This is a genomic window from Actinomadura sp. NEAU-AAG7 (genome assembly GCF_018603865.1).
Classification (GTDB): Bacteria; Actinomycetota; Actinomycetes; order Streptosporangiales; family Streptosporangiaceae; genus Spirillospora; species Spirillospora litoris.
The window spans coordinates 802,797-825,709 of sequence record NZ_JAHFZY010000003.1; the positions used below are offsets into that span (position 1 = coordinate 802,797).

Here is a 22,913-nt window from a genome sequence, read left to right on the forward strand (position 1 = left end):
GTGGGCGTTCGGGAGACTTACCGGTGCGAGGTCGCGCGGGCGAGGACCGTGCCCGCGTAGACCGTGAGGACGAGCAGGAGCCCGGCGGCCACCGCCATCTGGACCGTCCCCGGGTCGGCCCCGGGGACGCCGACGGCGGAGGCCACCTCGGTGAGCAGCGCGGACGCGGAGGCGGCGAGGACGACGCCGACCCGTCCGCACGCCTGGAGGACGAGCGCGATGAAGAACGCGCCGCCCAGGCCGACGAACCCCAGCAGGATCCGGAGCGTCGCGGCCGTGAGCGGCAGCCCGGCGAGCGGCGCGATGGCCGCGACGAGCGCGGTGAGCGCGGCGAGGTAGCGGGCGAGCGCCCCCGCCAGCGCGGCGCGGGCCGCCCGCGCGAAGCCCGCGATGTCGGTGTGCAGGCGCAGCAGGTCGTGCACGCGCCTGCGGTAGACGTACAGGATCCACTCGGCGACGCCCATCGACAGCGACAGCGACAGGACCGCCACCGTCGTGGCGCCGGACGGCACGGGCCGCCCGGCGATCGCGCACAGCAGCGTGAACGTCAGCAGCCCGCCGGTCAGCAGGCCGAAGACCGCGAACGGCAGCGCCGAGACGACGTCGCGGAGCGTCGCCACGCGCCCGGCGGGCCTCCCGGCCCCCGCCGTGGCCACGATCGCGAGGGCGACCGTGGCCAGCAGCGTCGTGAGCCAGGAGCCCCAGACCCACGGCGGCACCGCCGTCGGCGTCCCGAGCCCGTGCAGGGCGAGGTAGACGATCACGGACGCGGCGCCCGGCATCAGCGCCAGGAACAGCCGCCGCTCCCCGTTGTGCACCTGCACGACCATCGCCGACAGCAGGTAGCCGCACAGCCCGAGCGCGAGCCCCGTCGCCGCCGGGCCCGCGGCGAGCACGGCCCCGGCCAGCGCCGTCACGGGCATCACCACCAGGAGCCCGGCGGCGAGCCCGTAGCGCAGCACCCGCGCCGCCGCCGCCCGGTTCCCGAGCCCGAGCCGGATGTAGCCGAGGTAGGCCGTCCCCTGGCTCAGCGTCCACGACAGCAGCAGCGACAGCACGAGCAGCACACCCGCGGCGGACCGCGCGAGCACCGGCTCGGCGGCGAAGAAGCAGAGCCCGGGGAGGCCGAACAGCACGCCGCGCAGCAGGTGCCGCCAGGGCACCGCCCGCCACGGCGCCTCGACCGCCTCGGGCACCGGCGGGTGGCGCGGCGACCGGTCGTAGAGGTCCTCGGCGAGCGCGAACACGTCGGTGTGTCCGTACCGGCGCGCCCCGTCGTCGTTGATCCCGTCGGCCTCCAGGCCGGCGGTCACCTCCAGCGGGTCGACGGCGTTTCCGCACAGGTCCGCCATGCGCTCCTGGAGCTCCCCGAACGCGTCCTGGACGGCGGTGGTCATGCGAGCCTCGCTTCGGCGGGTCGGGTTCCGGACGGTCCCGGCCCGGCCAGGCCGGCATAGATCGCCCGGAACGCGTCCACGGCACGGTCGACGGTGAAGTACTCCAGCGCCCGGTCGCGGGCGGCGTGGCCGAGCCGCCGCCGCGTCACCTCGTCCCCGAGCAGCTTCAGGCAGGCCGCCGCCATCGCCTCGGGGTCGCGCGGCGGGACGACGAGCCCGGTGTCGCCGACGGCCTCGGTGACCCCGCCGACGTTGGTGGCGACGGTCGCGCGCCCGCAGGTCATCGCCTCGATGAGCGTGTAGGGGAAGCCCTCGGAGATGCTGGAGAGCACGACCACCGACCCCGCGGCGTAGGCGTCGCGGATGTCGTCGACCCGGCCCTCGAAGACGGCGCGGTCGGCGACGCCGAGGTCGGCGGCGAGCGCCTCGCAGCGGGTGCGGTACTTCTCGCCGCCCTTCGGCGTCCCCCCGAACATCCGCAGCCTGGCCTGCGGCATGTGCTCGGCGACCAGGGCGAACGCGCGGATGAGCGTCTCCAGGTCCTTGATCGGGTCGACGCGCCCGGCCCAGCTGATCGTGGGGACGGCGGGTTCCGCGCCCGCCGCCGGGAACGCGTCGGGGTCGACGCCGTTGTAGACGGTCTCCATGTTCTCGGGGTCGGCGCCGCACCGGATCTGCCAGCGCTGGTTGTAGAGGTTGGACGGCGTCACCAGGTCGGCGGCGCGGTACCCGGCGGAGCACAGCAGCCGCATGAACCCCAGCAGCGCCGCCTTGACCGGCCACGCGTACGGCGACCGGCCGAACCCGATATAGCGCTCCCGCAGGTAGATGCCGTGCTCGGTGAGGCAGAGCGGGGTCTGGTAGGTCCATTTGGCGGCCAGTCCGGGCAGCACGGGGATGCCGTTGGAGACCGCGTGCGTGACGTCGCCGACCGGCGCGGGGCGCATCAGCGGGCGCAGCTGGTGCTCCAGGAGGTCGATCGTGGTCAGGGCGTCGTGGACGCTCGGCCGGACCCCGATCCGCTCGTACTCCTCCTTGCGCGAGCCCCACTCGTCCATGAGCCACCGCACCGGGCCCTCCATGCGCATGGCCGCCTGGAGGTCGGCCTCCCGCCCGAACTCGAAGAGGCCCCTCAGGATGTGGGGGAAGACTTCCGCTTCGGGGCCGGAGGGGGCGAGGATCGCATGGAGGAAGGCCCGGCACAGCTTCTCGAACCGGCGGGCGAGCCCGCCGGACGGGGGCCGCCCACCGGGCGGCCCCCACATCGGCACCGACTCGGCGGTGACATGTCCGGGGAGGTCCCACACCACCGGCTCCGAGCCGGAGGCGGTGATGGCGAGGACGTTGAAGGCGTGCTCGGGCATGCCCCGGACGAGCTGGTCGCACCAGACACTGACACCGCCGAAACTGTGCGGATAGGTTCCCTCTGTCACAAGGGTGATGTCCAAATCAGGCCCCGGGCGGCGTGATCGTGAAGTCACCCGCCTTGTAGGCGGACCGCTCACCGGCGTACGCCTGGCCGAACGGGTCGGATCCCTGCCGCGTGCCCTCCGGCGCCGTGACCGGCACGTCGAGCCCGCCGGGTGCCTTGACGGTCAGCGTGCCGTCCTGGAGGTAGGCGGTCACCTCGCCGCTGTCGAAGGCGCCCGCGCCCAGCGCGTCGCGCCAGGCCGCCTGGCGGCGCAGTTCGGTGCCGAGCCCCGCCATGTCGTCGTTGATGACGGGCGAGCTGTCGGCGAACGTGGCGCGGTAGGAGGTCAGGACGCTTTCGAGCAGCCTGTAGAGGATCCTGTCCTCGGTGATGTTCGACTGGTGGGCGTAGTGCGGGCGCGGGTCGTTGCTGACGATGTGCGACAGCGCGATCCGCGTGTCCACCGGGACGATGTAGGAGGTGTAGCCCGTGTCGGCGTTGAGCGGCTCGATGCACGTCACCGTGGACGGGTTGTCCTCGCACAGGCCGCTGCCGCCGTCGGCGCGCTTGGTGTAGATCCAGTTGTACTCGTCCACCTCCTCCGCCTCGGTGGCGACGTTGAAGAACACGTTGAACGGGTGGCGCGGGACGGTCCGGACCCCGCTCAGCGAGCGCTGCGCCGGGTCGCGCGAGGCGTCACCGGCCAGCCACTTGACGCCGGTGCCCTCCAGGCCGGGGACGAGGTTCGGGTTGTCCTCGGGCTGCTGCGGCAGGATCCGCAGGCCGGAGTGCTCGCCGGTGACCAGCTCGGCGGGATCGATGGTGACCCCGCGCGCCTTCGCCCACTCGATGTTCCTGGTGACCTCCTGGTTGATGTCCTCGGCCTTCACCCAGACCGGCTGGCCGGTCTGCGGGTCGGTCTGGCACCGCCACGGCCTGACGGAGTTGTCCTGCACGCAGCCGAGGTAGCTGTGGCCGTAGGTGTGGTTGATCCAGCGGAACCTGTCCCGGTTCTCGACGAGGGCGTCGGTGAGCGGGTCGTCGCCGTGCTTCCTGATCTCCTCGTCGCTGCCGGCGGCGTTGAAGGCCAGGTCGATGGCGTAGCCGTGCTGCCGCTGCCACTGGTTGGCGTACGCCACGTCCTCGGACTCCATGCGGATGTCCGGGGTGTCGACGCCGTCGGCGCAGTCCTCGCCGGGCGTGCAGTCGTCCTCGACGCTCCAGCGCGAGTCGGGCAGGAAGACGTCGTCGACGTGGACGCCGAAGTAGTTGCGGTTCTGGCCGAGGTGGACGCCCTTGGTGAGCCAGGTGACCAGGCCGTGCGCGACGGTCCGGAACTGCCACTGCTCGTTGTTGGCCGAGTAGGTGAGCAGCAGCTCGCTGCGCCCGTCGTGGTTGTAGACGCCGGCGAGCGTCCCCGTGACGTTCTTGACGGTGGCGGTGATGAGCGGCTGGAAGGACTTGCCGTGCGCCGGGTCGTCGGGCAGCGGGTTCGCGAGGAAGCCGTAGCTCTCGGAGACGTCGGCGGCGAGGTCGTCGAACTTGAGCGGCCCCCGCAGGTAGCGGAACGCGTCGGCCTTCCCGGCGGGGGTGACCTGGGCCTGCGTGCCGTCCAGCGTGCCGGAGTAGCCGGGCGGCTTCAGCCCGACGTTCGCGCCCGGGTACACGTAGGCGTCGAGCTGGCGGATCCCGAACTTGGCCTCGTACGCCGCGATCGCGTCCATCTCGGCCTGGTTCGCCCGGTCGAACGGCGCGGCGTTGGGCAGGACGATCGCCTGGTACTTGGCGCGGGGCACCCCGTCGACGGTGTCGGACAGGAACGCCGCGTCGATCACCGGTCGGCCGGCCTGGCGCAGGTCGACGGTCCGGTACGGGACGCCCTCGCTCTTCAGCTGGGCGGCGACCGCCGCCACCGAGGAGCTGCCGTTGGTGACGACGAGGACCTGCAGGTCGATCCGGGGGCCGACGGCCGATGCGCTCAGCTGCGGGCAGACGGTCAGGGCGGCCGCCGTCAGGACGCCGAAAAGGGCGCCGCGGACGGGACGGCGGGCCTGGCTCACGACGCATCTCCGGCGCGTTCGAGGAATTTCACAGCTCTTCACATCCACATTCAAATAGAATTGAGGGGGTCGGGAACTCGGCTCCCAGAGCATGCGGCACGCCGATGTTCAAGTAAAGCGGGAGCGGGGCCCAACTTGACGTGGGCCCGGTCCTAGGACTGTCCTGGGCAGGGGTTATCCCTATAGAACTCGCCGGTAACCGGTTTTATGACCGGCCCGCGCCATCCCCGGTGGCTGCCGAATTCAATTCTCGCCAGCGGGTGATGGCATGTTCCCTGCCGTCGGCGTCCAGCCGCTTATAGATCTGATGGGCGTGGTTCTTGACCGTCTTCTCGGAGATGACGAGGTGCCGCGCAATCTGCCGGTTGGTCAGCCCGCCGGCGATCAGTTCGATGATCTCGACCTCGCGGGGGGTGAGCGCGGGGGCGGGCCGCACCCGCGCCGGGCGCCCGTCGTGCACCCACTGGACGAGCGCCGTCGCCGCGGGCGGCGACAGGTGCGACTCGCCCCGGTCGGCGGCCAGCACCACCTCGGCGAGGCCCTGCGGCTCGAAATGACCGTAGACGAGGCAGCAGTGCGCGCCCGCCATGAGCGTCTCGACGAGTACGGCCGGATCATGCTCGGCGGTCACCACGATGATTCGGCCGCCGTGGCCGGCCCGGCCGAGCGCGCCGATATCAGCGGTCGGTGGCGGGGTCGCGTCCAGCAGCACCACATCGGGGGCGAGCCGGCGGGCCTCGGCCGTGGAGTTGCCGAGCCCGCCATTGCCGACGACATCCAACATCGGAGCCGAGCGCAGCAAGGCGTGCAGCCCGATGCGCACCACCGGGTTATTGCTGACAATCAGCACCCTGACCGCGTGGGAACGCTGTTCCATGGTGGCGTCGGACCTCATGGGAGATCATTCTCCCTGCCCATTGACATGCCATTCCAGTGTTAATTACACATCTCACAAAGTTGCCGTCGATGGAGCGGTGTTCCTGCAGCGAGACGGGATGGTCACGCTGTGCGCCGGCATCGGAGTGCCCGATCGGAGGGCCACATGTGGTCATCTTCGGGGCGGTCGAATTGGCGGAGTCCGCCGTCAGATCCGGTGGCCACGAAGGCGGGTCCGCGGCCGCGGGGGATCGGAGCCGGCGCGTTCTCGCGACGGGGCCGAATCCGGGGGCGGTGTCTGATTTGTCAGATAAGTCTTCATGATCGACAATCCCGATCATTCGGGCCGGGGGCCCGCGGTCAGACATCGCGATCACGGACTCGTACTGACATCGAAGGAGATGTGAGCACGTGACACAGGGTTCGGGGTCGGGCGCGCCGGAGCGCGCGCACGAGATCATCGAGGACCGGGCACGCCGCGCGCCCGAGCGGACCGCCGTCGTCGCCGGCGCGCACCGGTCGAGCTACGCCGAGCTGGAGCGCCGGGCCGGCGCGCTCGCCCGCGCGCTGGCGAATCGGGGGATCGGCCGCGGCGACCTGGTCGGGATCTGCCTGGAGCGGGACGAATGGCTCGTCCCGGCGCTGCTGGCGGTCTGGAAGGCGGGCGCGGCCTACGTGCCGCTCGACGCGGCCTACCCCGCCGAGCGGCTGCGGTTGATCGGCGCGGACGCCGGGTTCCCGGTCGTGCTGACCAGCGCCGCGCTCGCCGCGACGGCCGCCGCGACCGGCGCCGAGCCGATGATCGTCCAGGACGTGCCGGAGGGCGCCGAACCGCCGCGGGTGCCCGGCGGCGGCGGCGACCCGGCGTACGTGATCTACACGTCCGGCTCGACCGGGCGGCCCAAGGGCGTCGTCGTGGAGCACCGCAACACGGTGAACCTGCTCGCCTGGGCCGACGGCTTCTACTCGCGGGAGGAGACGGCCGGCCACCTGGCCGCCGCCTCGATCTGCTTCGACGCCTCGATCCTGGAGATCGCGGTGCCGCTGGCCGCCGGGGGCACGGTGATCCTGGCCGAGAACATGCTGGCGCTGCCCGAGCTGCCCGCGCGCGAGGAGGTCACGGCCGTCCACGGCGTCCCGTCGGTGCTGGCCGCCGTGCTCACCCGGCCGCTGCCGTCCGGGGTGCGCGTGGTGGGCACCGGCGGGGAGGCGCTCACCGCGTCGCTGGCCGCCCGGATCTGGGCCAACCCCGGCGTGCGCCGCGTCGTGAACACCTACGGGCCCACCGAGTGCACCACGCTGTGCACCGCCTACGAGCTGCGCCGGGATGAGACCGGCGCGCCGCCGATCGGGTTCCCGGTGACCGGCGCGGCGACGTCGGTGCGGGACGGGCGCGGCGACCCGGTCCCGGACGGGACGCCCGGCGAGCTGTGGGTGTCGGGGCCGTGCGTGGCGCGCGGGTACCTGAACCGCCCCGCCCTGACCGCCCGGTCGTTCACCGCGGGCGGGTACCGCACCGGCGACCGGGTCCGCTCCGTGGACGGCGTCCTGCACTTCCTCGGCCGCGCCGACGACCAGGTGAAGATACGCGGGTACCGGGTGGAGCCGGGGGAGGTGCGGCACGCGCTGACCGGGCATCCGGCCGTCCGCGACGCCGTCGTGCTGGCCCGCGCCGACCGCCTCGTCGCGTACGTCGAGGCCGACGCCGCCATCGGCGCCGCCATCGGCGCCGACATGGAGGACGAGCTGAGGGCGCACCTGGCGCGGCTGCTGCCGGAGTACATGGTGCCCTCCGGGATCGGCGTGCTCGACCGGCTGCCGACAGGCCCCACCGGCAAGGTCGACCGCGACGCGCTGCCCGAGCTGGGCGCGGCCCGCCCGTCCGACCCGTCCGGCGAGGCGTTCCGCGCGGACGCCGAGCGGGAGGCGGCCGAGGTCATCGCGGACGTGCTCGGCCTGCCGGAGGTCGGGCCGCACGCGGTGTTCGCCGACCTCGGCGGGCACTCCCTGCAGGCCGCCCGCGTGGTGAGCGAGATGTCCCGGCGGCGCGGGTACCTCGTCCCGCTGGCGGCGTTCCTCGCCGCGCCCACGGCGGCGGGCCTGGCGGCGGTGGGCCCGTCCGGCGCCGCGCCGCCGGTCCGGCACGCGGGCCGCACGACCGTCCCGCTCACCGACGCGCAGCGCGAGTTCTGGACGCTGCGCCAGCTCCACCCGGACCGCCCGGTCACCACGCTCCTGCTCCGCTTCTGGGTACGCGGCCTCCCCGACGCCGCGCCGCTGCGCGACGCGCTCGACGCGGTCGTGCGCAGGCACGAGGTGCTGCGCAGCACGGTCGTCACCGGCGAGAACGGGATCCCGGTGGCCGTCGTCCACCCGCCGGTCCCCGTCCCCCTCACCGAGAGCCCGGTCGAGGCGGACGCGGCGCGCGCGGCGCACGTGTTCGACCTCGGCTCCGAGGTGCCGCTGATCCGCGCCGACCTGGCCTGGCGGGGCGACACCGCCGCCGAGCTGACCGTCGCCGTGGACCACATCGCCTTCGACGGCGCCTCGGTCGGGATCCTGATGGACGAGCTCGCCGCCGAGCTGGCCGGCCGCGCGGTCCCCGAACCGGCCGTGCAGGTCGGGGACGTGGCCGCCGCGCAGGCCGCCGAGACGGCGCCCGGCGCGCACCGCGCGTTCTGGCGGGCGGAGCTGGACGGCGTGCCGGAACCGGCGCCGTTCGGCATCGACCCGTCGGCCGCGCGCGTCGGCCGGCCGCTGCCGTGGGAGGTGGAGCCGGCCGTCGCCGCGCTGGCCCGCGACTGCGGCGCGACGCCGTTCGCGGTGTACCTGGCCGCGCTGGTCCTGCTGTCGGGCGAGGCCGACCCGGTGATCGGAGCGGCGGCGGCGCGCCGGGCCAGCCCCCAGCTGGCGGGGCTGATCGGCCCGCTGGTGGACGCGCTGCCCGTGCGGGCGCGGCCGGGCGGCGCGGCCGACTTCCGCGCGCTGGTGCGGCGGGCCGCTGCCGCGACCGCGCGGGCCCTCGCGCACCAGGAGACGCCGTCCGCCGAGCTGCCGCGCGTCCCGGTGATGCTGGCCGTCCAGCACGGCGAGGTGCCGATGGAGGCGACCGGCGGCGGGGTCCGGATCGAGCTGCTGTCCGACCCGGGGGCGGGCGCGGCGGCGCAGGAGCTGAGCTGGCTCGTCAACCGGACCGTGGACGGCCCCGAGATCCAGCTCGAATACTCCACCGCCCGCTACGACCGGGACTGGGCCGAGGCGGAGCTGGACCGGTTCCTGCGGGTGCTGCGCGCGGCGCTGGCCGACCCGGGCCGTCCGCTCGCGGAGTACGAGCTGGTCAGCCCGGAGGAGCGGGAGGCCCTGCTCGCCTGGGCCGCCGGTCCCGGGCTGCCGGAGTTCCCCGCGACCGTCCCGGAGGCGCTGCCGCGCACCGGGGGCACGGCGGTGGTCGGCCCGGACGGCGCGTCCCACGACTACGCGGACCTGCACGCCGAGGCCGCCCGCGTCGCCGCCGCGCTGCGGGCGCGCGGCGCCGGACGCGGCGCGCTGGTCGGCGCCGTGCTGCCCCGCGACCACCGGCTCCCGGCCGCGCTGCTCGGGGTGTGGCGGGCGGGCGCGGCGTACGTGCTGCTCGACCCCGACCATCCGCCGGAGCGCTCCCACCTGCTCGCCGAGGACGCGGGGGCGCGGCTGATGCTCGTCCGGGGGGCGGCGGCCTTCCCCGGCATGGAGACGCTCGACCTGGACGCTCTCCCGCCCGTCGAGGGCGACCCGCCCGAGCCGGAGCCGCCGCACGCGGACGACCTCGCCTACGTGTTGTTCACCTCGGGCTCCACCGGGCGGCCGAAGGGCGTGGAGATCACCCACGGGAACCTGGCCGCGTTCGTCGCGGGCTCGATCGCGCTGATGGGGCTCGGGCCCGAGGAGGTCATGCCGGCCGCCGCGCCCGTCACCTTCGACATCTTCGCCGAGGAGCTGTGGCTGCCGCTGAGCGCCGGCGGGACCTGCGTCCTGCTCGACCGCGCCGACGCCGTGGACGGCTACGCGCTCGCCGCGCGGCTCCGCGACTGCGGCGCGACGCTGGTGGACCTCGTCCCGACCACGCTGCGGATGCTGCTGGAGGCCGGCTGGGAGGGCGACCCCCGCCTCCAGGTGATCAGCGGCGGGGAGGCGCTCGACCCGGCGCTGGCCGCGCGGCTCGCGCCCCTCGTCGGGCGGCTGTGGAACGGCTACGGCCCGTCCGAGGCGACGGTCGGCTCCACGATGCACCCGGTCGCCCCCGGCGCGATCGCGCCCACCGCCACGACGGTGCCGATCGGCACGCCGATGGCGGGCGAGCGCGCCTACGTGACCGACCCCTGGCTGCGGCTGCTGCCCCCCGGCGCGCTCGGCGAGCTGGTGCTCGGCGGCGCCGGGGTCGCGCGCGGCTACCGCGGCCGCCCCGACCTGACCGGCGCGGCGTTCTCCGCCGACCCCCACCACCCCGGCGGTCGCCGCTACCGCACCGGCGACCTCGCGCGCTGGCGGCCGGACGGGACGCTGGAGTTCCACGGCCGCCGCGACCACCAGGTGAAGGTGCGCGGCCACCGGATCGAGCTGGGCGAGATCGAGGCCGTCCTGCACGAGGTGGCCGACGGCGTCGTGACCGCCGCCGGGTCGGGTCCGGAGGCGCACCTCGTCGGGCACGTCGCCCCCGCCGACGTCGACCTCGACGTCGTCCAGAAGCACCTGCGCGCCCGGCTGCCCGAGCACATGGTGCCGCGCCGCTGGTCGGCGCTGGACGCGCTGCCGAGGCTGCCGAGCGGCAAGGCCGACCGGTCCGCGCTGCCCGTGCCGGAGGCGCGGTCGGCGGCCGACCGGCCCGCGCCCGGGACCGACGCCGAGCACCTGGTGGCCGACATCTGGTCGGCGGTGCTGGAGCTGCCCACCGTGTGGGCCGACGACGACTTCCTCGCGCTCGGCGGGCACTCCTTCGCCGCCACCCGCGTGACCGGCCGCATCCGGGAGACCCTCGGCCTCGCGGTCCCGGTCCGGCTGCTGTTCGACCGGCCGGTGCTCGCCGACTTCGCGGCGGCGCTGGAGGAGCTCCTGCTGGCCGAGCTGGCCGCCACCGATCCGAAGACCACCCCGGGGGAGGCGCCATGACGCCGCCCGCGCTGCACTACGCCGACGTCGCCTGGCCCGTGGAGGAGACCTACCGCGCCATCGCCGACGGGCTGCGCGCCCCCCGGTCGACGACATGCCCACGGTGGACGAGGAGACGATCACCGTGGCGGCGGACCTGCTCCACACGTCGCCGGCCGAACGCGCCGAGCCCAGCGGCACCGTCGCCGCGGCCGCCCACCCGCTCCACCGGGACGCCCTCCCGCCGGGGCCGGTGACCGCCGTCCTGCCGGGCGGCAACGTCTGAGGCGTTCAGGTGACCTGGCAGCGGGCGACGACCTGCGCGTCCGCGCCGACGCACACCGACGACCCCGCCCGCTGCAGGATCCCGCGGGCCTCGGCACCGGCGAGGAAGGTCAGGAACGCCGCCGCCGGGCTGCCGTTCGGCGGCAGACCGGCGGTGTAGAAGACCTCCGGGGCGACGAACGGATAGGTCCCCATCGCCGGAGGGCCCCCGGCCCTGCGGCCGTCCAGGCTGAGGACCCGCACGTTCGGGTAGCGGCGCGCGTCCCCCGCCACGTGCAGCTCCGCGTAGCCGATCGTGCCGGGGACCGTGTTGACCGTCTCCAGCACCTGCCCCTGGCTGCTGCGCTCGCACCGGATGGTGCGGTAGCTCGCGCGGATCTCGTCCTTGCGCCGGCAGTCGCCCGACGACAGGTCCGGCTCGGGTTCGTCGAGCAGCCGCTCCTCGAAGATCCCCCGCGTCCCCGAGCCCTCCGTCCTGCTGACCAGCCGGATCGGGACGTTCGCGCCGCCCGGGACCTGCCTCCAGTTGGTGGGCCCCGAGTCCCGCGCGTAGATCGACCTCAGCTCCTGGACGCTCAGCCCCGTCACGTTCGTGTCCTTGTTGACGATGACCGCGAACCCCACCAGCGCCACCGGGAACCCCCGGAACCCCCGCAGCCGGACCTCGTCGGAATCGGCCCGGAGATGCCCGTCGTGCATCGCGACCGTCGTCCCGGCGTTGTCCCGGGTGAGCACGCGGACCCCCTCGTTGGAGCCGACCGCCTCCACGCTGACGCGCGCGTCGGGGCACAGGTCCTCGTAGCCGCGCCGCAGGACGGCCGCCGTCCGCTCGAACGCGGTGGAGCCGACCAGCCGCAGCTTCCCGCGGAAGCACATCGGCGCCTCGGCGGACGACCCGCGCCCGAGGACCGCGCCCGTCCCGGCTCCGGCGGCGAAAACCACCGCCGCGGCGGCCACCGCCGTCCACCGCCCGCGGACGCCCCACGGCTCCCGCGCGCCGGGTGTCTCCGCGTCGGGCTCCGGGGGAGCGGCCTCGGACGGCTGCTCCGTATACGCGATGAGCCGTTTCCTGAGCTTGTCGGCCTCGCCCTGGGCGGCGGCGAGCCCGGACCTCAGCTCGGCCGCCTCAGCGCGGGCCATGGCCAGGTCGTCCGGCGGGGGGACGTGCCGGACGCGCTCGTACGCCTCGACCCAGCGCGTCACCTCCGTCCGGGGGAGCCCGCAGGCCGTCGCGAAGTACCCGACCCGGGCGAGGTCCCGGTCGCTGGGCGTCCGCCAGCGGTCCTTCTGGAGCATCGCGCTGATCGTGGCGTCCGGCAGCGTCCCCCACGAGCGCTTCTCGATCTCCGACTGCCGGGGCGAGCCCGCCCAGGCGCGCAGCTCCCGCAGCAGCGCGTAGAAGTCCCGGATGTCCTTGGCCGCCGCCGGGTCGGGCAGCCTGCGCCCGGTCCCGAACGTCGGCTCGACCCACGGTTTGAACGTCACCGGCAGCCGCGCCATGAGCCGCCGCCAGGGCACCTCCCGCTGGTGCGCCTCGACGAGCCGCGCCGGCTTGGCGTGCCCGTTCTGCTCGAACGCCGCGCGCAGGGCGTCGCCCCGCTCGTCCCACATCGCGTGCTCGACCGCCGCCCACCGGCGCCGCGCCTGCCCCACCTCGCCGCTGTCGACGCCCGCCGCCGCCAGGCATGCGCTGACGACCTCCCACGACAGGAACTCGCCGTCGAGCAGCGCCCGCGCCGTCACCTCCAGCAGGCCGGTGTGCCGCGCCAGCGCCGCCGCGCCGCTCTCTCCCAGCCGGCCGACCAGATAACGGTGAAAATCCGCTTTCTGGTCGAGATAGGAGTCCAACGCCTGCTCCATCCACTTATGCCCGCCTCGGCACCGCAACGAGGCGAACCCTTACGATGCAGGCCGAACGGGCGCAAGATCCCGGAGTTCCCCAGAAGTTCGCGTACTGGTGGCCGACTGGTCGGCGCGCGGCCCCGTCTTGGACGCTTCCAGAACGGTCCACGAATTCCTGGAAGACACCAGGAACCGCCGAATCGAACCAGGATGTCCCCTGTCCACCGCTACGCCCGGGTAACCGGCAACGCTGGCAACCATGAGACGAGGACGCAGCCCACGCTCCGTTTGCTACGCCGACCTCGCGCTCGGCCGGTTCCGGGACTGGCCGTTGACGGCCTGCCGCGCCGACTGTCCGCCCGGCCGCGCGCTCGCCGTCCACGGTAGGCAGATCGTCCACCTGCACCAGGGGAACATGGCCGAGGTGCTCCTCACCGAGTCGGTCGCCCGCCGCATGACCGATGCTCTCACCGCGACCGATCGTGTCATCATGCCCCCGGACTCAGGCTGGGTCCAAGTGCACCTGGACACCGACAACGACCTCTTCCTGCTCCAGTCGCTCGTCAGCCTGGCCATCCAGGCCAACGAGTCCGCTCGGGGCCCGTACCGGCACGGCGTCCGGGACTGCCCGCACGTGCGCCCCGCCGTGCGCGGGCGGCGGATCCTCGCCCGCGACGGCGTCCCGCCCGCCCGCCGGGGCGAACCGGCCCCCCTCGACCTCCCCTGGACCCTGGACGCGCAACCGCATCCCTAGCCGGCGGGACCGGGCCGGTCCAATGGTCCACTAGAGGGGCTTTAGAACGGCCCAGGATGCTTACTGCGTGGCCGTACCGCCGAAAGCCCTCAAACTGGCGTCCGCCCTGCTCGGCTACGCGAGCAGAATGGCGGTCCTCGCCCATGGCCACTGCGCCGAGCACCAGATATGGACCGGCCCGGACCTGCCGGGAGCCCATCCGGAAGGCTGGCACCCCCTGACCTCCGACGAACACCGCCTCTGGAGGGCCCTCACCTCCGCCCGCGGGCACGACCGTCGCACCTCCGCGGACGTCCGGGGCGGCACGCGCAAGGACCGGGGCCTCCGATGAGGCGTTCGAGCAGCCCGCCCGCGCCCCCGGCCGCGGCGCCGGCCGCCGTCAGCGCCTGAACGACCGACCTGGTCCCCCACCAGGTGAGCCCACCGGCGACCACGCCGACGACGGCGGACGCCGCCAGGATGACCGCCGCGCGCGGCCCGACCAGCCTGTCCGGGGGACGAGAGAGGCACATGGAGACCTTCCTTGCCAGGGTCCGCGACTGAGTGACGCGGGGAAGCGGGTTTCCAGGAGGCCACAGCGCGAGCAGTTGCGCCAGGCCGCAACAGGCCATGGCGCGGAGTTGCGGGCAGGTGGCAACCCCGGAGTATCGCTATCTCCTGCACCGGTGTGGTCAAGAGCCGATGATGAGGGGCATGACCGACATCGCCCCCCACTCCCCGGAAACGCCTGGGGCCGCGGGCGTGCTGAAGCCGCTAGATCCCGAATTACGCCCCGAGGTACGGGAATGGGCGAAGGGACTGCGGACGATCTGGATCGCCACGGGGATGACCATGAGCCGGTTCGCCGGCCGCAACCCCATCGACAAGAGCACCCTGTCGCGCTACCTCAGCGGCAGGCGCGTGCCCCCGGACCAATGGTTTCTCAACGCTCTGCTGGCCATCCTCGCGGAGCGGGGCAAAGAGGTGTCGGAGGAGGTTCGCGATCACCTGCATGACCTGCAAATGAGGGCGCTAGAGACCGTCCAGCCCGGCGAGTACCGACGACGTCTGGTGAGCGATCGACTGGAATTCGCCATCATCCAGCGGGACGAGGCCCAACGTTACGCGCGCTCGGTCGAGGAGGAACTCGCCGAGCGCATCCGCCAAGTCGGTGAGCTGAAGGACCAGCACGAGCGTCTGCGGGCGGCGCGGGACGCCGACCGGGCCGCTGCACAGGCCGAGAAGGAAGACCTCGACCGGGAGATCTCCGCCCTCACGGCCCGGCTGGCGCGGGCGCGAGAGCGGGCCACCGATGCCGAGTCGCGATGCTGTCACCTCGAACAGCTCCTCGAACAGCTCCAGGGCCCCGCGCTTGCCGCCTCGCACGATTTCCTCAAGGGCATCGACCTGACCGATCCCAATGCCGTCACCGGCCTCATGGGAGCGATGCTGAAGGCGGCCATGCGCGAGCAGGTGGAGGTGCTCGCCGATCATGTGGCGGCCAACGCCCTGGTCCGCGAGGCGGCCGACGTGGCCGGCCTGCTGGAGGCGATGCTGAAGGCTGGCACACGGAGCCAGGCGGGGCTGCTCGCGAGGCGCGCCGCGGTCGACACCCCCGTGTACTACCCGTCCGACGTGATCCGGTTACTGGAAGCCATGCTGGGTGTGGGCGGTCAAGAGCAGGTACGGGCACTCGCGGGGCGGTCGGCCGCCGAAACCTCCCTCCGGAACATTCGCGACGTCATCCGGCTGCTGGAGGCGATGCGCAGGGCGGCGGTCGACGAGCAGGCGTTGAGGCTCATCACGCGCGCGGCCGCCGAGGTTCCGATCGCCTTCGCCTCCTCCCACTCGACCACGAACGTGATCCGGCTGCTGGAGGTGATGGAGGAGGCGGGGGCGGATCGGTCGGCGGCGGAGTTGTCCAGGCGCATCGTCGCCCGCGCCTCGTTCGACGATGCCACGAACGTGACCCTTCTCCTGGAGGCGATGCGGAGGGCTGGCGCCGTGGAGCAGGCGGTGGCCCTCGCCGAGCAGGCGGCCGTCCACCTTCCCGTCGGCGAGGCCAGTCCCATGGCTCGGCTTCTAGAAGCGATGTACAGGGTGAGTGCCGGAAAACAGGCGACAGCGCTCGCCGCACGCGTGGTCGCCAGCGTGCCCGTCCACGACCCCGGCGCCATGGTGGATCTCCTGGAGGTGCTGCGGAGCGGGGCGATGGACGAAATCATGGGGGTGCTCTTCAGACGCATCGCGGCCTACACCGCCGTCGTGGACGCCGCCATCGCGGCGCGCCTGTTGGGCTCGATGCTGGACGCGGGAATGGCGGCGCCGGCCTCGCAGTTCGCTGCGCGCACGGCCGGCCACAGCCCGGTCCACGACACCACGAGCGTGGGGCGGCTCCTGATCCTGATGCGGCAGGCGGGAATGGCGGAGGCGTCGGGGACGCTGGCGGCGCGGGTCGTGGCGGCCAACTCGCTTGAGCGTGCCACCGACGTGATCTGGCTTCTGGAGATGATGTGTAACGAGGGATGCGGAAGCATGCCGAGGAACTAGCCGACCGCGTCGCCCGTGGCATGCCCGTCACCGAGGCCACCGATGTGGCTCGTCTTCTGGAGGCGATGTCGCATGCCGGGATGACCGAGCAGGCGAGCGTTCTCGCGGAGCGTGCCGCCGCCTACGCCCCGGCCCGCGATGCCGGTGACGTGGCCGTCGTCCTCAACGCGTTGAAGGGGATCGCGGCGCACGAGGAGGCGGAGAGGTACGCCGGACGGGTGATCGCTGAAGTCTCCGGCTCCGGCCCGGCGACCGTGGCGCCCTTCTGGTACGTGATGCGCAGCGCCGGAATGCCGACGCGGGCACTGGAACTCGCCCAGCGCAGCGATGAGGCCGAGAGGGCCGACGGGCACTGACCGGGGGCCTCCTGGACGTGTCGCGCTGGACGTTCGCGCGGGGCGGCGCCTCCAGGTACAGCCTCCTGTACTGCGGATCGGCGCGTTGGCTGGATCGTTCGCGCGGCCCCTGACTTCTAGCGTCGAGGCACGGTCATCGAAGGAGGAGGAAGACCATGACTCCGAAAACGTTCTTCGCCGGCGGCGCGGTCGCCCTGGGGCTGCTGCTGGGGTCCGCCACGTCCGCCATCGCGGACACCGGGGCGGCGCCGGAGGACACCCAGTACGTGGCGACCTTCAATGTGAGCGGCGAGAGCTACAAGGTCCGCCTGGTCGACCAGGACGACATCGACCAGGCCGAGGCGCTGCTCAACGGCGGCTCCGGGCCCAGCATTCCGAACGGAAAGATCAACTGGGGCGTGGTGGACGTCAACTCGCCCTACCAGTGGTCCATCGACCCGAACAACTTTGGTTTCGCCGACGCGACCACGGAGGTCTGTGACGGTCGGCCGTCCTATGTGGACGGGCCGAACTGGGGCGCCGGGTACTTCTGCCCCTGGGACGCGGTGATCACCTCGCTGGACCCGATCTCGCACTAGAGCGAGGGGACGCCCCGGGACGGTCGCTGTCCGTCCCGGGGTCAGCGGGTGACCTTGGTCAGGAACGCCTCCAGGTTGGCGCGGACGCGGGCGACCTTCTCGTCCACGGTGAGGGTCTCGTCGAGGTCGCCCCCCGCGACCGAATGCTTGCGGCCCCGCACGTACAACGAGCAGTCGAGGTCGCCGCACAGGTAGTGGCCGACCGAGTCGCCCTGGCGGCCCGCCTCGCCGGTGCGGCGCGCCGTCATCAGCGCGACGCCGCCGCCGGTGCGCGTGGTCAGGCACAGCGAGCACATGCTGCGCGCGGTGAACCCGCGCTTGGCGCCGGACGAGCCGCGCAGCGCGACGCCGACGAGGCGGCCGCCGCGCTCGGCGACCAGGTAGGCGCGCTCGGGCGCGGCGGGGTCCCGCCACCCGAGGAAGTCCAGGTCGTCCCAGGGCAGGTCGGTGAAGTCCCTGGGCAGGTGCAGCCGTCCGGCCTCGCCCTTGGAGCAGTTCACGAACGACGCGCGGACGTCGTGCTCGGTGAGCGGTCTCATGTGCGGCGAGGCTAGTCTTCCTAATAGGGTTAGGCAAATTCCTTAACCTCTTAGGAAGGGTGGGCCCATGGCACGCGCGGGGTTGACGGCCGAGCGGCTGACCAGGGCGGCGGCGGAGCTCGCCGACGAGGGCGGTGTCGAGGCCGTGACCGTCGCCGCGCTGGCGCGCCGGTTCGGGGTCCGGGAGGCGAGCCTGTACTCGCACCTCAGGAACGCGCGCGACCTGCGGACCCGCGTCGCGGTGCTGAGCCTCGCCGAACTCGCCGACCGGGTCGCGGACGCGGTGGCCGGACGCGCGGGCAGGGACGCGCTCGTGGCCTTCGCGAGCGCCTACCGCGACTACGCCAAGCGGCATCCCGGCAGGTACGCCGCCATGCAGGTGTGGATGGACCGCGAGACGGCGGAGCGGAGCGCGGCGGGCCGGCACTCGGAGATGACCCGGGCGATCCTGCGCGGCTACGGCCTGCCGGAGCCCGCCGAGACCGACGCGGTACGGATGCTGCACAGCACGTTCCACGGTTACGTGAGCCTGGAGACCGCCGGCGGGTTCAGGCACAGCCCGCGCGACGTGGACGCGTCCTGGGCCAGGACGCTCGACGCCCTCGACGGCGCTCTGCGGAACTGGCCCCCGGAGTGATGCCGGGTGGTGCGAATTCAGCGCGAAATAGAAAAGGACCGTTCCCCAAGGACCGCATCCGGTCACGGGAATGGCGGCTCCGTCTCGCCGTGCTGGGTGATACAAGGCGCGCCGGTCCACAAGTGGACACTAGGCGTGCTGATCGCTGAAACCGCCTATTGCGCGCCCCTCCCTTGATCACTGAACATTCGGGGCGGTGCCGCCCGGAAACGCCGGGGATCACCGACGAGGAGGATCTTCATGCGTCGCCTGATGATCAGGGCCTTGCTCATGGTCGCCGCCCTTGCGCTGCTGGGCTCCGTCACGCCCGCCGGCGCGTCCGCCGCCACCACGGACCGCTTCAGATTGGTGACCGCGGCGAATTCGCCTTTCGGCAAGGGAACCAACGGCTGTTGCACCCTCCTGTCCGAGGCCAACGGCAAATACGCGTCGGCCGAGCTCGGCTACGGTGGCCGCGACTACGGGATGCTGCGCGCGCGGGCGGGCGTCGCCGACGCGTGGGAGAGGTTCGCCCTCAGCAGGACCGACACGACCTGGACGGTCAAGTCGGAGGGCAACGGCAAATTCGTGTCGGCCGAGCTCGGCTATAGCGGCAATGCCTACGGGATGCTGCGCGCGCGGGCGGACGTCGCCGACGCTTGGGAGAAGTTCGACCTGTACTACAACGAGGCACAGAACCTGTACGCGCTGAAGTCACAGGCCAACGGCAAGTTCGTGTCGGCCGAGCTCGGCTACCGCGGCCGCGAGTACGCGATGCTCCGCGCGCGGGCGAGCGAGATCGGCGCATGGGAGAAGTTCCGGCTGGGCGCCTTCTGAGCTCCTTCGTCCGGCGATGACGGAGGCGTTTCCGGGGCGCCTGATTCCTGGCTGTCCCGGAAACGTCATGCGGCCAGGACCGTAATTCCCAGCACGACGAGCAGAACGACCTTCGCGGCCTCCAACCCGATGTAGTAAAGGTGGCCGCGCGACCGGGGGAGATCGGTCTCGCCCGCGAGGACACGGTCCGACCGCCTGGTGAGCCGCGGGCGGACGGCGCCGAGCCGCACCGCGAGCAGCACGGCGGCGGCAGCCAGCGCGATCTCGGCGAGATTCAGCGCGCGGAGACGACGCGACCGATGCCCAGCCCGACCGGGATCGTCACGCCCGGCGCGCGGAACTTCAGCGGTGCCTCCAGGAACGAGATGCCCAGCACCATCCCGAGCCACAGGAGGGTCAGCGCGCCCGCCGGGGCGCCCGCGGCCTGGTTCATGGTCGTGCCTCGCCTCTCTCGCGGGGGTGGCGCGGCCCAGCCGCGCGACGCAGACGTCCGGCTCGGCGAACGGTTCGAGCCGCTCGGCCCTGACCGGCGCGCCGAGCTCCTCCAGCGCGCCGCGCATCAGGCCGAGGCGGACGTCGCAGACGAGCGGGCCGTACTCCTCGGCCCACTCCAGGAACGGGCAGTGCCGCAGCCGGATCGCGTCGCGGCCGGGTTCGGGCGCGAAGTCCAGGTCCGTGAGCAGCGCGGAGAGGCGCCCGGTGGCGTCCCGCGCCCTCATCCGCGTGTACGGGCGCGGGCGCTCGACCAGGACGCGGCCCATTCACGACCTGCGTCCCCGGCGTCGCGCCGCCCGCCCGGCCCGGCCGCGGCCAGGCCGCTGAGCAGGATCCGCCCGAGCATCCGGTAGCCGCCCGCGCCGCCCGGGTCCATCCCGGGGCGCGCGGCGTAGACGGCGCGGGGCCGGCCCGGGCCGGACGGCCGTTCCAGCATCCGCTCGGCCTCGCCGCCCGCGACCAGGGCGTCGAGGTGGACCGCGCGGTGTTGGGGTGGACGCCGAGCCGCGCGGCGAGATCGGCGATGCCGAGGGGCGCGCCGGACCCGCTCAGGACGTCCAGCACCTCGCGGCGGCGTGGGCGGTCATGGCCCTCATCCTCCTCCGGGGCGCGGCTGCTCGTCCGCGCGCTGCTCGGCGGCCTCTTCGCCGTGGAGGAGGAGGTGCTGCTGCCCGCGCTCGCCGAACCGCCCGGCGCCGCCGTCGGCACGCTGGTCGCCGACCTGGAGACGCTGCTGGACGGCGGCGGGCTGGAGCGTCCGGACGTGATCGACGTACGCGAGATCCCGCGCGCGCTGCGCCATTCGCAGATCTTCGCCCGGTACGCGCGGCCGGCGAGGGGTTCACGCTGGTGAGCGACCACGACCCCGTGGCGCTGCGGCGCGAGTTCGAGACCGCGCATCCCGGCGCGTTCACCTGGGACCATGTCGAGTCGGGGCCGGATGTCCGGAGGGTTCGGATCGGCCGCGCGCGGGAATGAGGAGCCGTTCCCGGATACGGCATGAGGTCGAAAAACGCCACCGGCCGCCACCACCCGCCCGGCGCGTTCCCGATCGCTATGCCGCGAGCGGGGAATCCGGGAGAGCGCGGGTGTGGAACATCGTGCAGGGTGGTCGGCGACCGGTGGCCGGAGCGATCGGTTTCCCGGCGCCTACAAGCGCCGTGGAGGGCGCGCCGCTAGCAGTGCTTCACTTTCCCCTTGATGATTTTGATGTAGTGCGCCGAGACGTATTCCCGCTTCGTCGTCGGCAGCCGGTACCACTTGCTGTCGCCGTGGACGGCCTGCCCCTTCACCCAACATTTGATGCTGATGACCTGGCCCGGCTGCAGCCAGCGCAGGCGCTTGGACTTGGTGGTGGGCTTGGCCCTGACCGCCAGCCGGCCGTGGGAGATGACCTTCCCCCTGGGATAGGCGGCGACGGCGGGCGCCGCCGGTGCCTGCGTGTCCGGGCGGTGGCCGGGGTCCGCGAGCGCGGGCGACACCGCGGCGCCTCCGGCGCCGACCACCCCCGCCAGAACGATCGCCGCGACTCTGTGCTGATGTTTCATTGAAGTTCCCTCGAACGAACCGAATCCGTCGGCGACCCGAATGGACGGGATCGCCGGCGAGCCTGAGGCTCGGCCTTGGCGATGCCCCCTGCGGCGCGCGCCGACTCCTCGCCCGCCCCCGCACCGCGACGAACGGCCCGGCTCCTGCGTCCAGCGGACGACCAGCCGGATGGCGAAGGGAATCCCCAGGTCGGAAGCGGGTAAGGTGATCGCTTCCAGAAAGCGGGGAACATATGGCACTGACGTGGAAGCTGGTCATCGACAGCGCGGACGCGCCCGTCCTCGCCGACTTCTGGGCCGCGGCCCTGGAGTACGAGGTGGAGGATCCCGGCGCGCTCATCGAGCGGTTGCTCGCCGCCGGGCAGATCACCGAGGACGCGGTTGCCGAGCACCGCGGTCGCAGGACCTTCCGCGGCTACGCGGCGATCCGCCATCCCGACGACCCCTACGACGAGGTGAGCGGCGTCGGCCGGGGCAGGCGGCTGCTCTTCCAGGACGTGCCCGAGGGGAAGTCCGGCAAGAACAGGCTGCACATCGACGTCCACAGCCCGCCCGGCGGGCTCGACGACCTGGTGGCCCGGCTGGAGGGGCTGGGGGCGGTCCGGGTCCGCGAGATCGACCAGGGGCCCGCCGGGCACTGGTGGCTCATGCGCGACCCCGAGGGGAACGAGTTCTGCGCGGCGTAGTGCCCCGCCGGGCGGGGCGCGGACCGGACGTCACCAGCGGTGGGCCGAGAAGTCGACCGGGGTGGGACGGAGTCTCCCGGTGCGCTCGGCGAGGTCCTTCATCCGCCGCGCCATCTCCTCGGCGGGCAGCCGCCTGCGGTCGCCGTGGCCGGGCAGCAGCCATTCGAAGCGGAGCCGGTCGACCGTGCGGGACAGCGACGCGGCCAGCACCTCGATGGAGTACCACGTGACGTGCTCGGCGACCTCGATGTCGCCGGTGGTGCGCGACCAGTAGAAGCTGTCGCCGCTGAAGCAGTGGCGCTCGTCGGCGAGGTACAGGACGCTTCCCCGGGTGTGGCCGGGCAGCGGATGGGCGACGACGCCCGGGACGATCTCGACCGGGTCGAGGCCCCGCAGGACGCGGTCGGCGTCCGGCGCCGCGTCCAGGTCGCCCTCGTGGATCCACAGCCGTGCGCCGTAGTGGTCGGCGTAGGTCCGGCCGTGGGCGGCGTGGTCCCGGTGGGTGAGGAGGATGTCGGTGACGGTCCCGAGCTCCTGCCAGCGCGCGGCGAGTGACCGGCTCCAGCGCGGGGTGTCGACCATCAGCACGGTGCCGTCGGGGCGGCGCAGCAGGTAGGCGTTGGCGGCGGCGGTCCGCTGGGAGTTGTGGCCGCAGAAGTGGACGCCGTCGTCCAGCTTGAGGGGGAAGGGGTCCAGCGCCGCGTCCAGCGCCCCGGACGGCGGGCGGATCGAACGCGTGTGGCAGGCGTGCGCGGTCATCTCCAGCAGGCGCCGCTCGGCCTCGTCGCGCGGCTGGCGGAGCACTTCCGAACGGCCGTTCACCTCCCCGATCAGATCGGGCGCCAACTGGCGCGCGACATCGCAGTTCGTGCAGCGGTCGTCCACGTACCAGCCGTTCTCGTGCGAAAGCGCCTCGCGCATGTGCGGCTCTCTCCTTTGCCCCTCGGTCTCCGACCGCACAAGGGTCGCCCGCGGGCCGCG

The 22,913-nt window shown here is 73.2% G+C and carries 22 protein-coding genes; 12 read left to right on the forward strand and 10 right to left on the reverse strand.

The window, feature by feature from the left end:
* Nucleotides 1–17: 17 nt before the first annotated feature.
* The 4 genes from KLI87_RS18310 to KLI87_RS18325 form a co-directional block, all read right to left on the reverse strand.
* Nucleotides 18–1,397, reverse strand: a complete 1,380-nt coding sequence (locus KLI87_RS18310; RefSeq protein ID WP_156218278.1) for a hypothetical protein — start codon at nucleotides 1,395–1,397, stop codon at nucleotides 18–20.
* Nucleotides 1,394–2,830 (reverse strand): GT4 family glycosyltransferase PelF, encoded by a 1,437-nt coding sequence (gene pelF / locus KLI87_RS18315; protein WP_214617965.1) that lies wholly within the window; start codon nucleotides 2,828–2,830, stop codon nucleotides 1,394–1,396. The genes KLI87_RS18310 and pelF overlap by 4 nt, the downstream gene beginning before the upstream one ends.
* A gap of 16 nt (nucleotides 2,831–2,846) precedes the next feature.
* The gene (locus KLI87_RS18320; protein ID WP_214617966.1) at nucleotides 2,847–4,868 is read right to left on the reverse strand and encodes a hypothetical protein; all 2,022 of its coding nucleotides are present in this window, start codon (nucleotides 4,866–4,868) and stop codon (nucleotides 2,847–2,849) included.
* Nucleotides 4,869–5,073: 205 nt separating this feature from the next.
* Complete coding sequence (locus KLI87_RS18325; RefSeq protein WP_156218276.1) at nucleotides 5,074–5,763, reverse strand: response regulator transcription factor; 690 nt, start codon at nucleotides 5,761–5,763, stop codon at nucleotides 5,074–5,076.
* Nucleotides 5,764–6,155: 392 nt separating this feature from the next.
* On the opposite strand from KLI87_RS18325, the gene KLI87_RS18330 reads away from it, so the two are divergent.
* Together KLI87_RS18330 and KLI87_RS18335 are read left to right on the forward strand one after the other, a co-directional pair.
* Nucleotides 6,156–10,889, forward strand: coding sequence for a non-ribosomal peptide synthetase (locus KLI87_RS18330; protein WP_214617967.1), 4,734 nt, complete (start codon nucleotides 6,156–6,158; stop codon nucleotides 10,887–10,889).
* Nucleotides 10,890–10,983: 94 nt separating this feature from the next.
* On the forward strand, nucleotides 10,984–11,154 hold the full coding sequence (locus KLI87_RS18335) for a hypothetical protein (RefSeq protein WP_156218274.1): 171 nt from the start codon (nucleotides 10,984–10,986) through the stop codon (nucleotides 11,152–11,154).
* A gap of 5 nt (nucleotides 11,155–11,159) precedes the next feature.
* Here KLI87_RS18335 and KLI87_RS18340 read toward each other — a convergent pair whose 3' ends face one another.
* Nucleotides 11,160–13,013 carry a substrate-binding domain-containing protein gene (locus tag KLI87_RS18340; RefSeq protein ID WP_214617968.1) on the reverse strand — a complete coding sequence of 618 codons (1,854 nt, stop codon included), beginning with the start codon at nucleotides 13,011–13,013 and terminating at the stop codon, nucleotides 11,160–11,162.
* A gap of 241 nt (nucleotides 13,014–13,254) precedes the next feature.
* On the opposite strand from KLI87_RS18340, the gene KLI87_RS18345 reads away from it, so the two are divergent.
* From KLI87_RS18345 to KLI87_RS18365, 5 genes are all read left to right on the forward strand, one after another.
* Nucleotides 13,255–13,749: a luciferase family protein gene (locus tag KLI87_RS18345; protein ID WP_214617969.1), complete on the forward strand. Its 495-nt coding sequence runs from the start codon at nucleotides 13,255–13,257 to the stop codon at nucleotides 13,747–13,749.
* A 67-nt stretch (nucleotides 13,750–13,816) separates the two neighbouring features.
* Nucleotides 13,817–14,080 carry a hypothetical protein gene (locus tag KLI87_RS18350; protein ID WP_214617970.1) on the forward strand — a complete coding sequence of 88 codons (264 nt, stop codon included), beginning with the start codon at nucleotides 13,817–13,819 and terminating at the stop codon, nucleotides 14,078–14,080.
* Nucleotides 14,081–14,442: 362 nt separating this feature from the next.
* Nucleotides 14,443–16,278 (forward strand): hypothetical protein, encoded by a 1,836-nt coding sequence (locus KLI87_RS18355; RefSeq protein WP_214617971.1) that lies wholly within the window; start codon nucleotides 14,443–14,445, stop codon nucleotides 16,276–16,278.
* Nucleotides 16,254–16,634: a hypothetical protein gene (locus KLI87_RS18360; protein WP_214617972.1), complete on the forward strand. Its 381-nt coding sequence runs from the start codon at nucleotides 16,254–16,256 to the stop codon at nucleotides 16,632–16,634. The genes KLI87_RS18355 and KLI87_RS18360 overlap by 25 nt, the downstream gene beginning before the upstream one ends.
* Before the next feature lie 155 nt (nucleotides 16,635–16,789).
* Nucleotides 16,790–17,212: a hypothetical protein gene (locus KLI87_RS18365; protein ID WP_156218269.1), complete on the forward strand. Its 423-nt coding sequence runs from the start codon at nucleotides 16,790–16,792 to the stop codon at nucleotides 17,210–17,212.
* A 41-nt stretch (nucleotides 17,213–17,253) separates the two neighbouring features.
* Here the strand turns inward: KLI87_RS18365 and KLI87_RS18370 are convergent, their stop codons facing one another.
* The gene (locus KLI87_RS18370; RefSeq protein WP_214617973.1) at nucleotides 17,254–17,751 is read right to left on the reverse strand and encodes an FBP domain-containing protein; all 498 of its coding nucleotides are present in this window, start codon (nucleotides 17,749–17,751) and stop codon (nucleotides 17,254–17,256) included.
* Between the two features lie 67 nt (nucleotides 17,752–17,818).
* On the opposite strand from KLI87_RS18370, the gene KLI87_RS18375 reads away from it, so the two are divergent.
* Both KLI87_RS18375 and KLI87_RS18380 read left to right on the forward strand, forming a co-directional pair.
* Nucleotides 17,819–18,388, forward strand: coding sequence for a TetR/AcrR family transcriptional regulator (locus KLI87_RS18375; RefSeq protein ID WP_214617974.1), 570 nt, complete (start codon nucleotides 17,819–17,821; stop codon nucleotides 18,386–18,388).
* 240 nt (nucleotides 18,389–18,628) lie between these two features.
* Complete coding sequence (locus KLI87_RS18380) at nucleotides 18,629–19,204, forward strand: hypothetical protein (RefSeq protein WP_214617975.1); 576 nt, start codon at nucleotides 18,629–18,631, stop codon at nucleotides 19,202–19,204.
* Between the two features lie 65 nt (nucleotides 19,205–19,269).
* Here KLI87_RS18380 and KLI87_RS40120 read toward each other — a convergent pair whose 3' ends face one another.
* Nucleotides 19,270–19,965, reverse strand: coding sequence for a hypothetical protein (locus KLI87_RS40120; protein ID WP_250903926.1), 696 nt, complete (start codon nucleotides 19,963–19,965; stop codon nucleotides 19,270–19,272).
* Nucleotides 19,920–20,135 (reverse strand): hypothetical protein, encoded by a 216-nt coding sequence (locus tag KLI87_RS18390; protein ID WP_214617976.1) that lies wholly within the window; start codon nucleotides 20,133–20,135, stop codon nucleotides 19,920–19,922. The genes KLI87_RS40120 and KLI87_RS18390 overlap by 46 nt, the downstream gene beginning before the upstream one ends.
* An 87-nt stretch (nucleotides 20,136–20,222) precedes the next feature.
* On the opposite strand from KLI87_RS18390, the gene KLI87_RS18395 reads away from it, so the two are divergent.
* Complete coding sequence (locus tag KLI87_RS18395; RefSeq protein WP_214617977.1) at nucleotides 20,223–20,552, forward strand: hypothetical protein; 330 nt, start codon at nucleotides 20,223–20,225, stop codon at nucleotides 20,550–20,552.
* Entirely contained in the window at nucleotides 20,549–20,677 is a 129-nt protein-coding gene (locus KLI87_RS18400) for a DUF2249 domain-containing protein (protein WP_214617978.1), read from the forward strand. Before KLI87_RS18395 ends, KLI87_RS18400 begins: the two co-directional genes overlap by 4 nt.
* A gap of 197 nt (nucleotides 20,678–20,874) precedes the next feature.
* Here KLI87_RS18400 and KLI87_RS18405 read toward each other — a convergent pair whose 3' ends face one another.
* Nucleotides 20,875–21,246, reverse strand: a complete 372-nt coding sequence (locus KLI87_RS18405; protein WP_214617979.1) for an SH3 domain-containing protein — start codon at nucleotides 21,244–21,246, stop codon at nucleotides 20,875–20,877.
* A 233-nt stretch (nucleotides 21,247–21,479) separates the two neighbouring features.
* Here KLI87_RS18405 and KLI87_RS18410 point away from each other — a divergent pair, with 233 nt between their 5' ends.
* Entirely contained in the window at nucleotides 21,480–21,932 is a 453-nt protein-coding gene (locus KLI87_RS18410) for a VOC family protein (RefSeq protein ID WP_214617980.1), read from the forward strand.
* A 30-nt stretch (nucleotides 21,933–21,962) separates the two neighbouring features.
* On the opposite strand, the gene KLI87_RS18415 is transcribed toward KLI87_RS18410, so the two are convergent.
* Complete coding sequence (locus KLI87_RS18415) at nucleotides 21,963–22,853, reverse strand: 4Fe-4S domain-containing protein (RefSeq protein ID WP_214617981.1); 891 nt, start codon at nucleotides 22,851–22,853, stop codon at nucleotides 21,963–21,965.
* Between the last annotated feature and the right edge of the window lie 60 nt (nucleotides 22,854–22,913).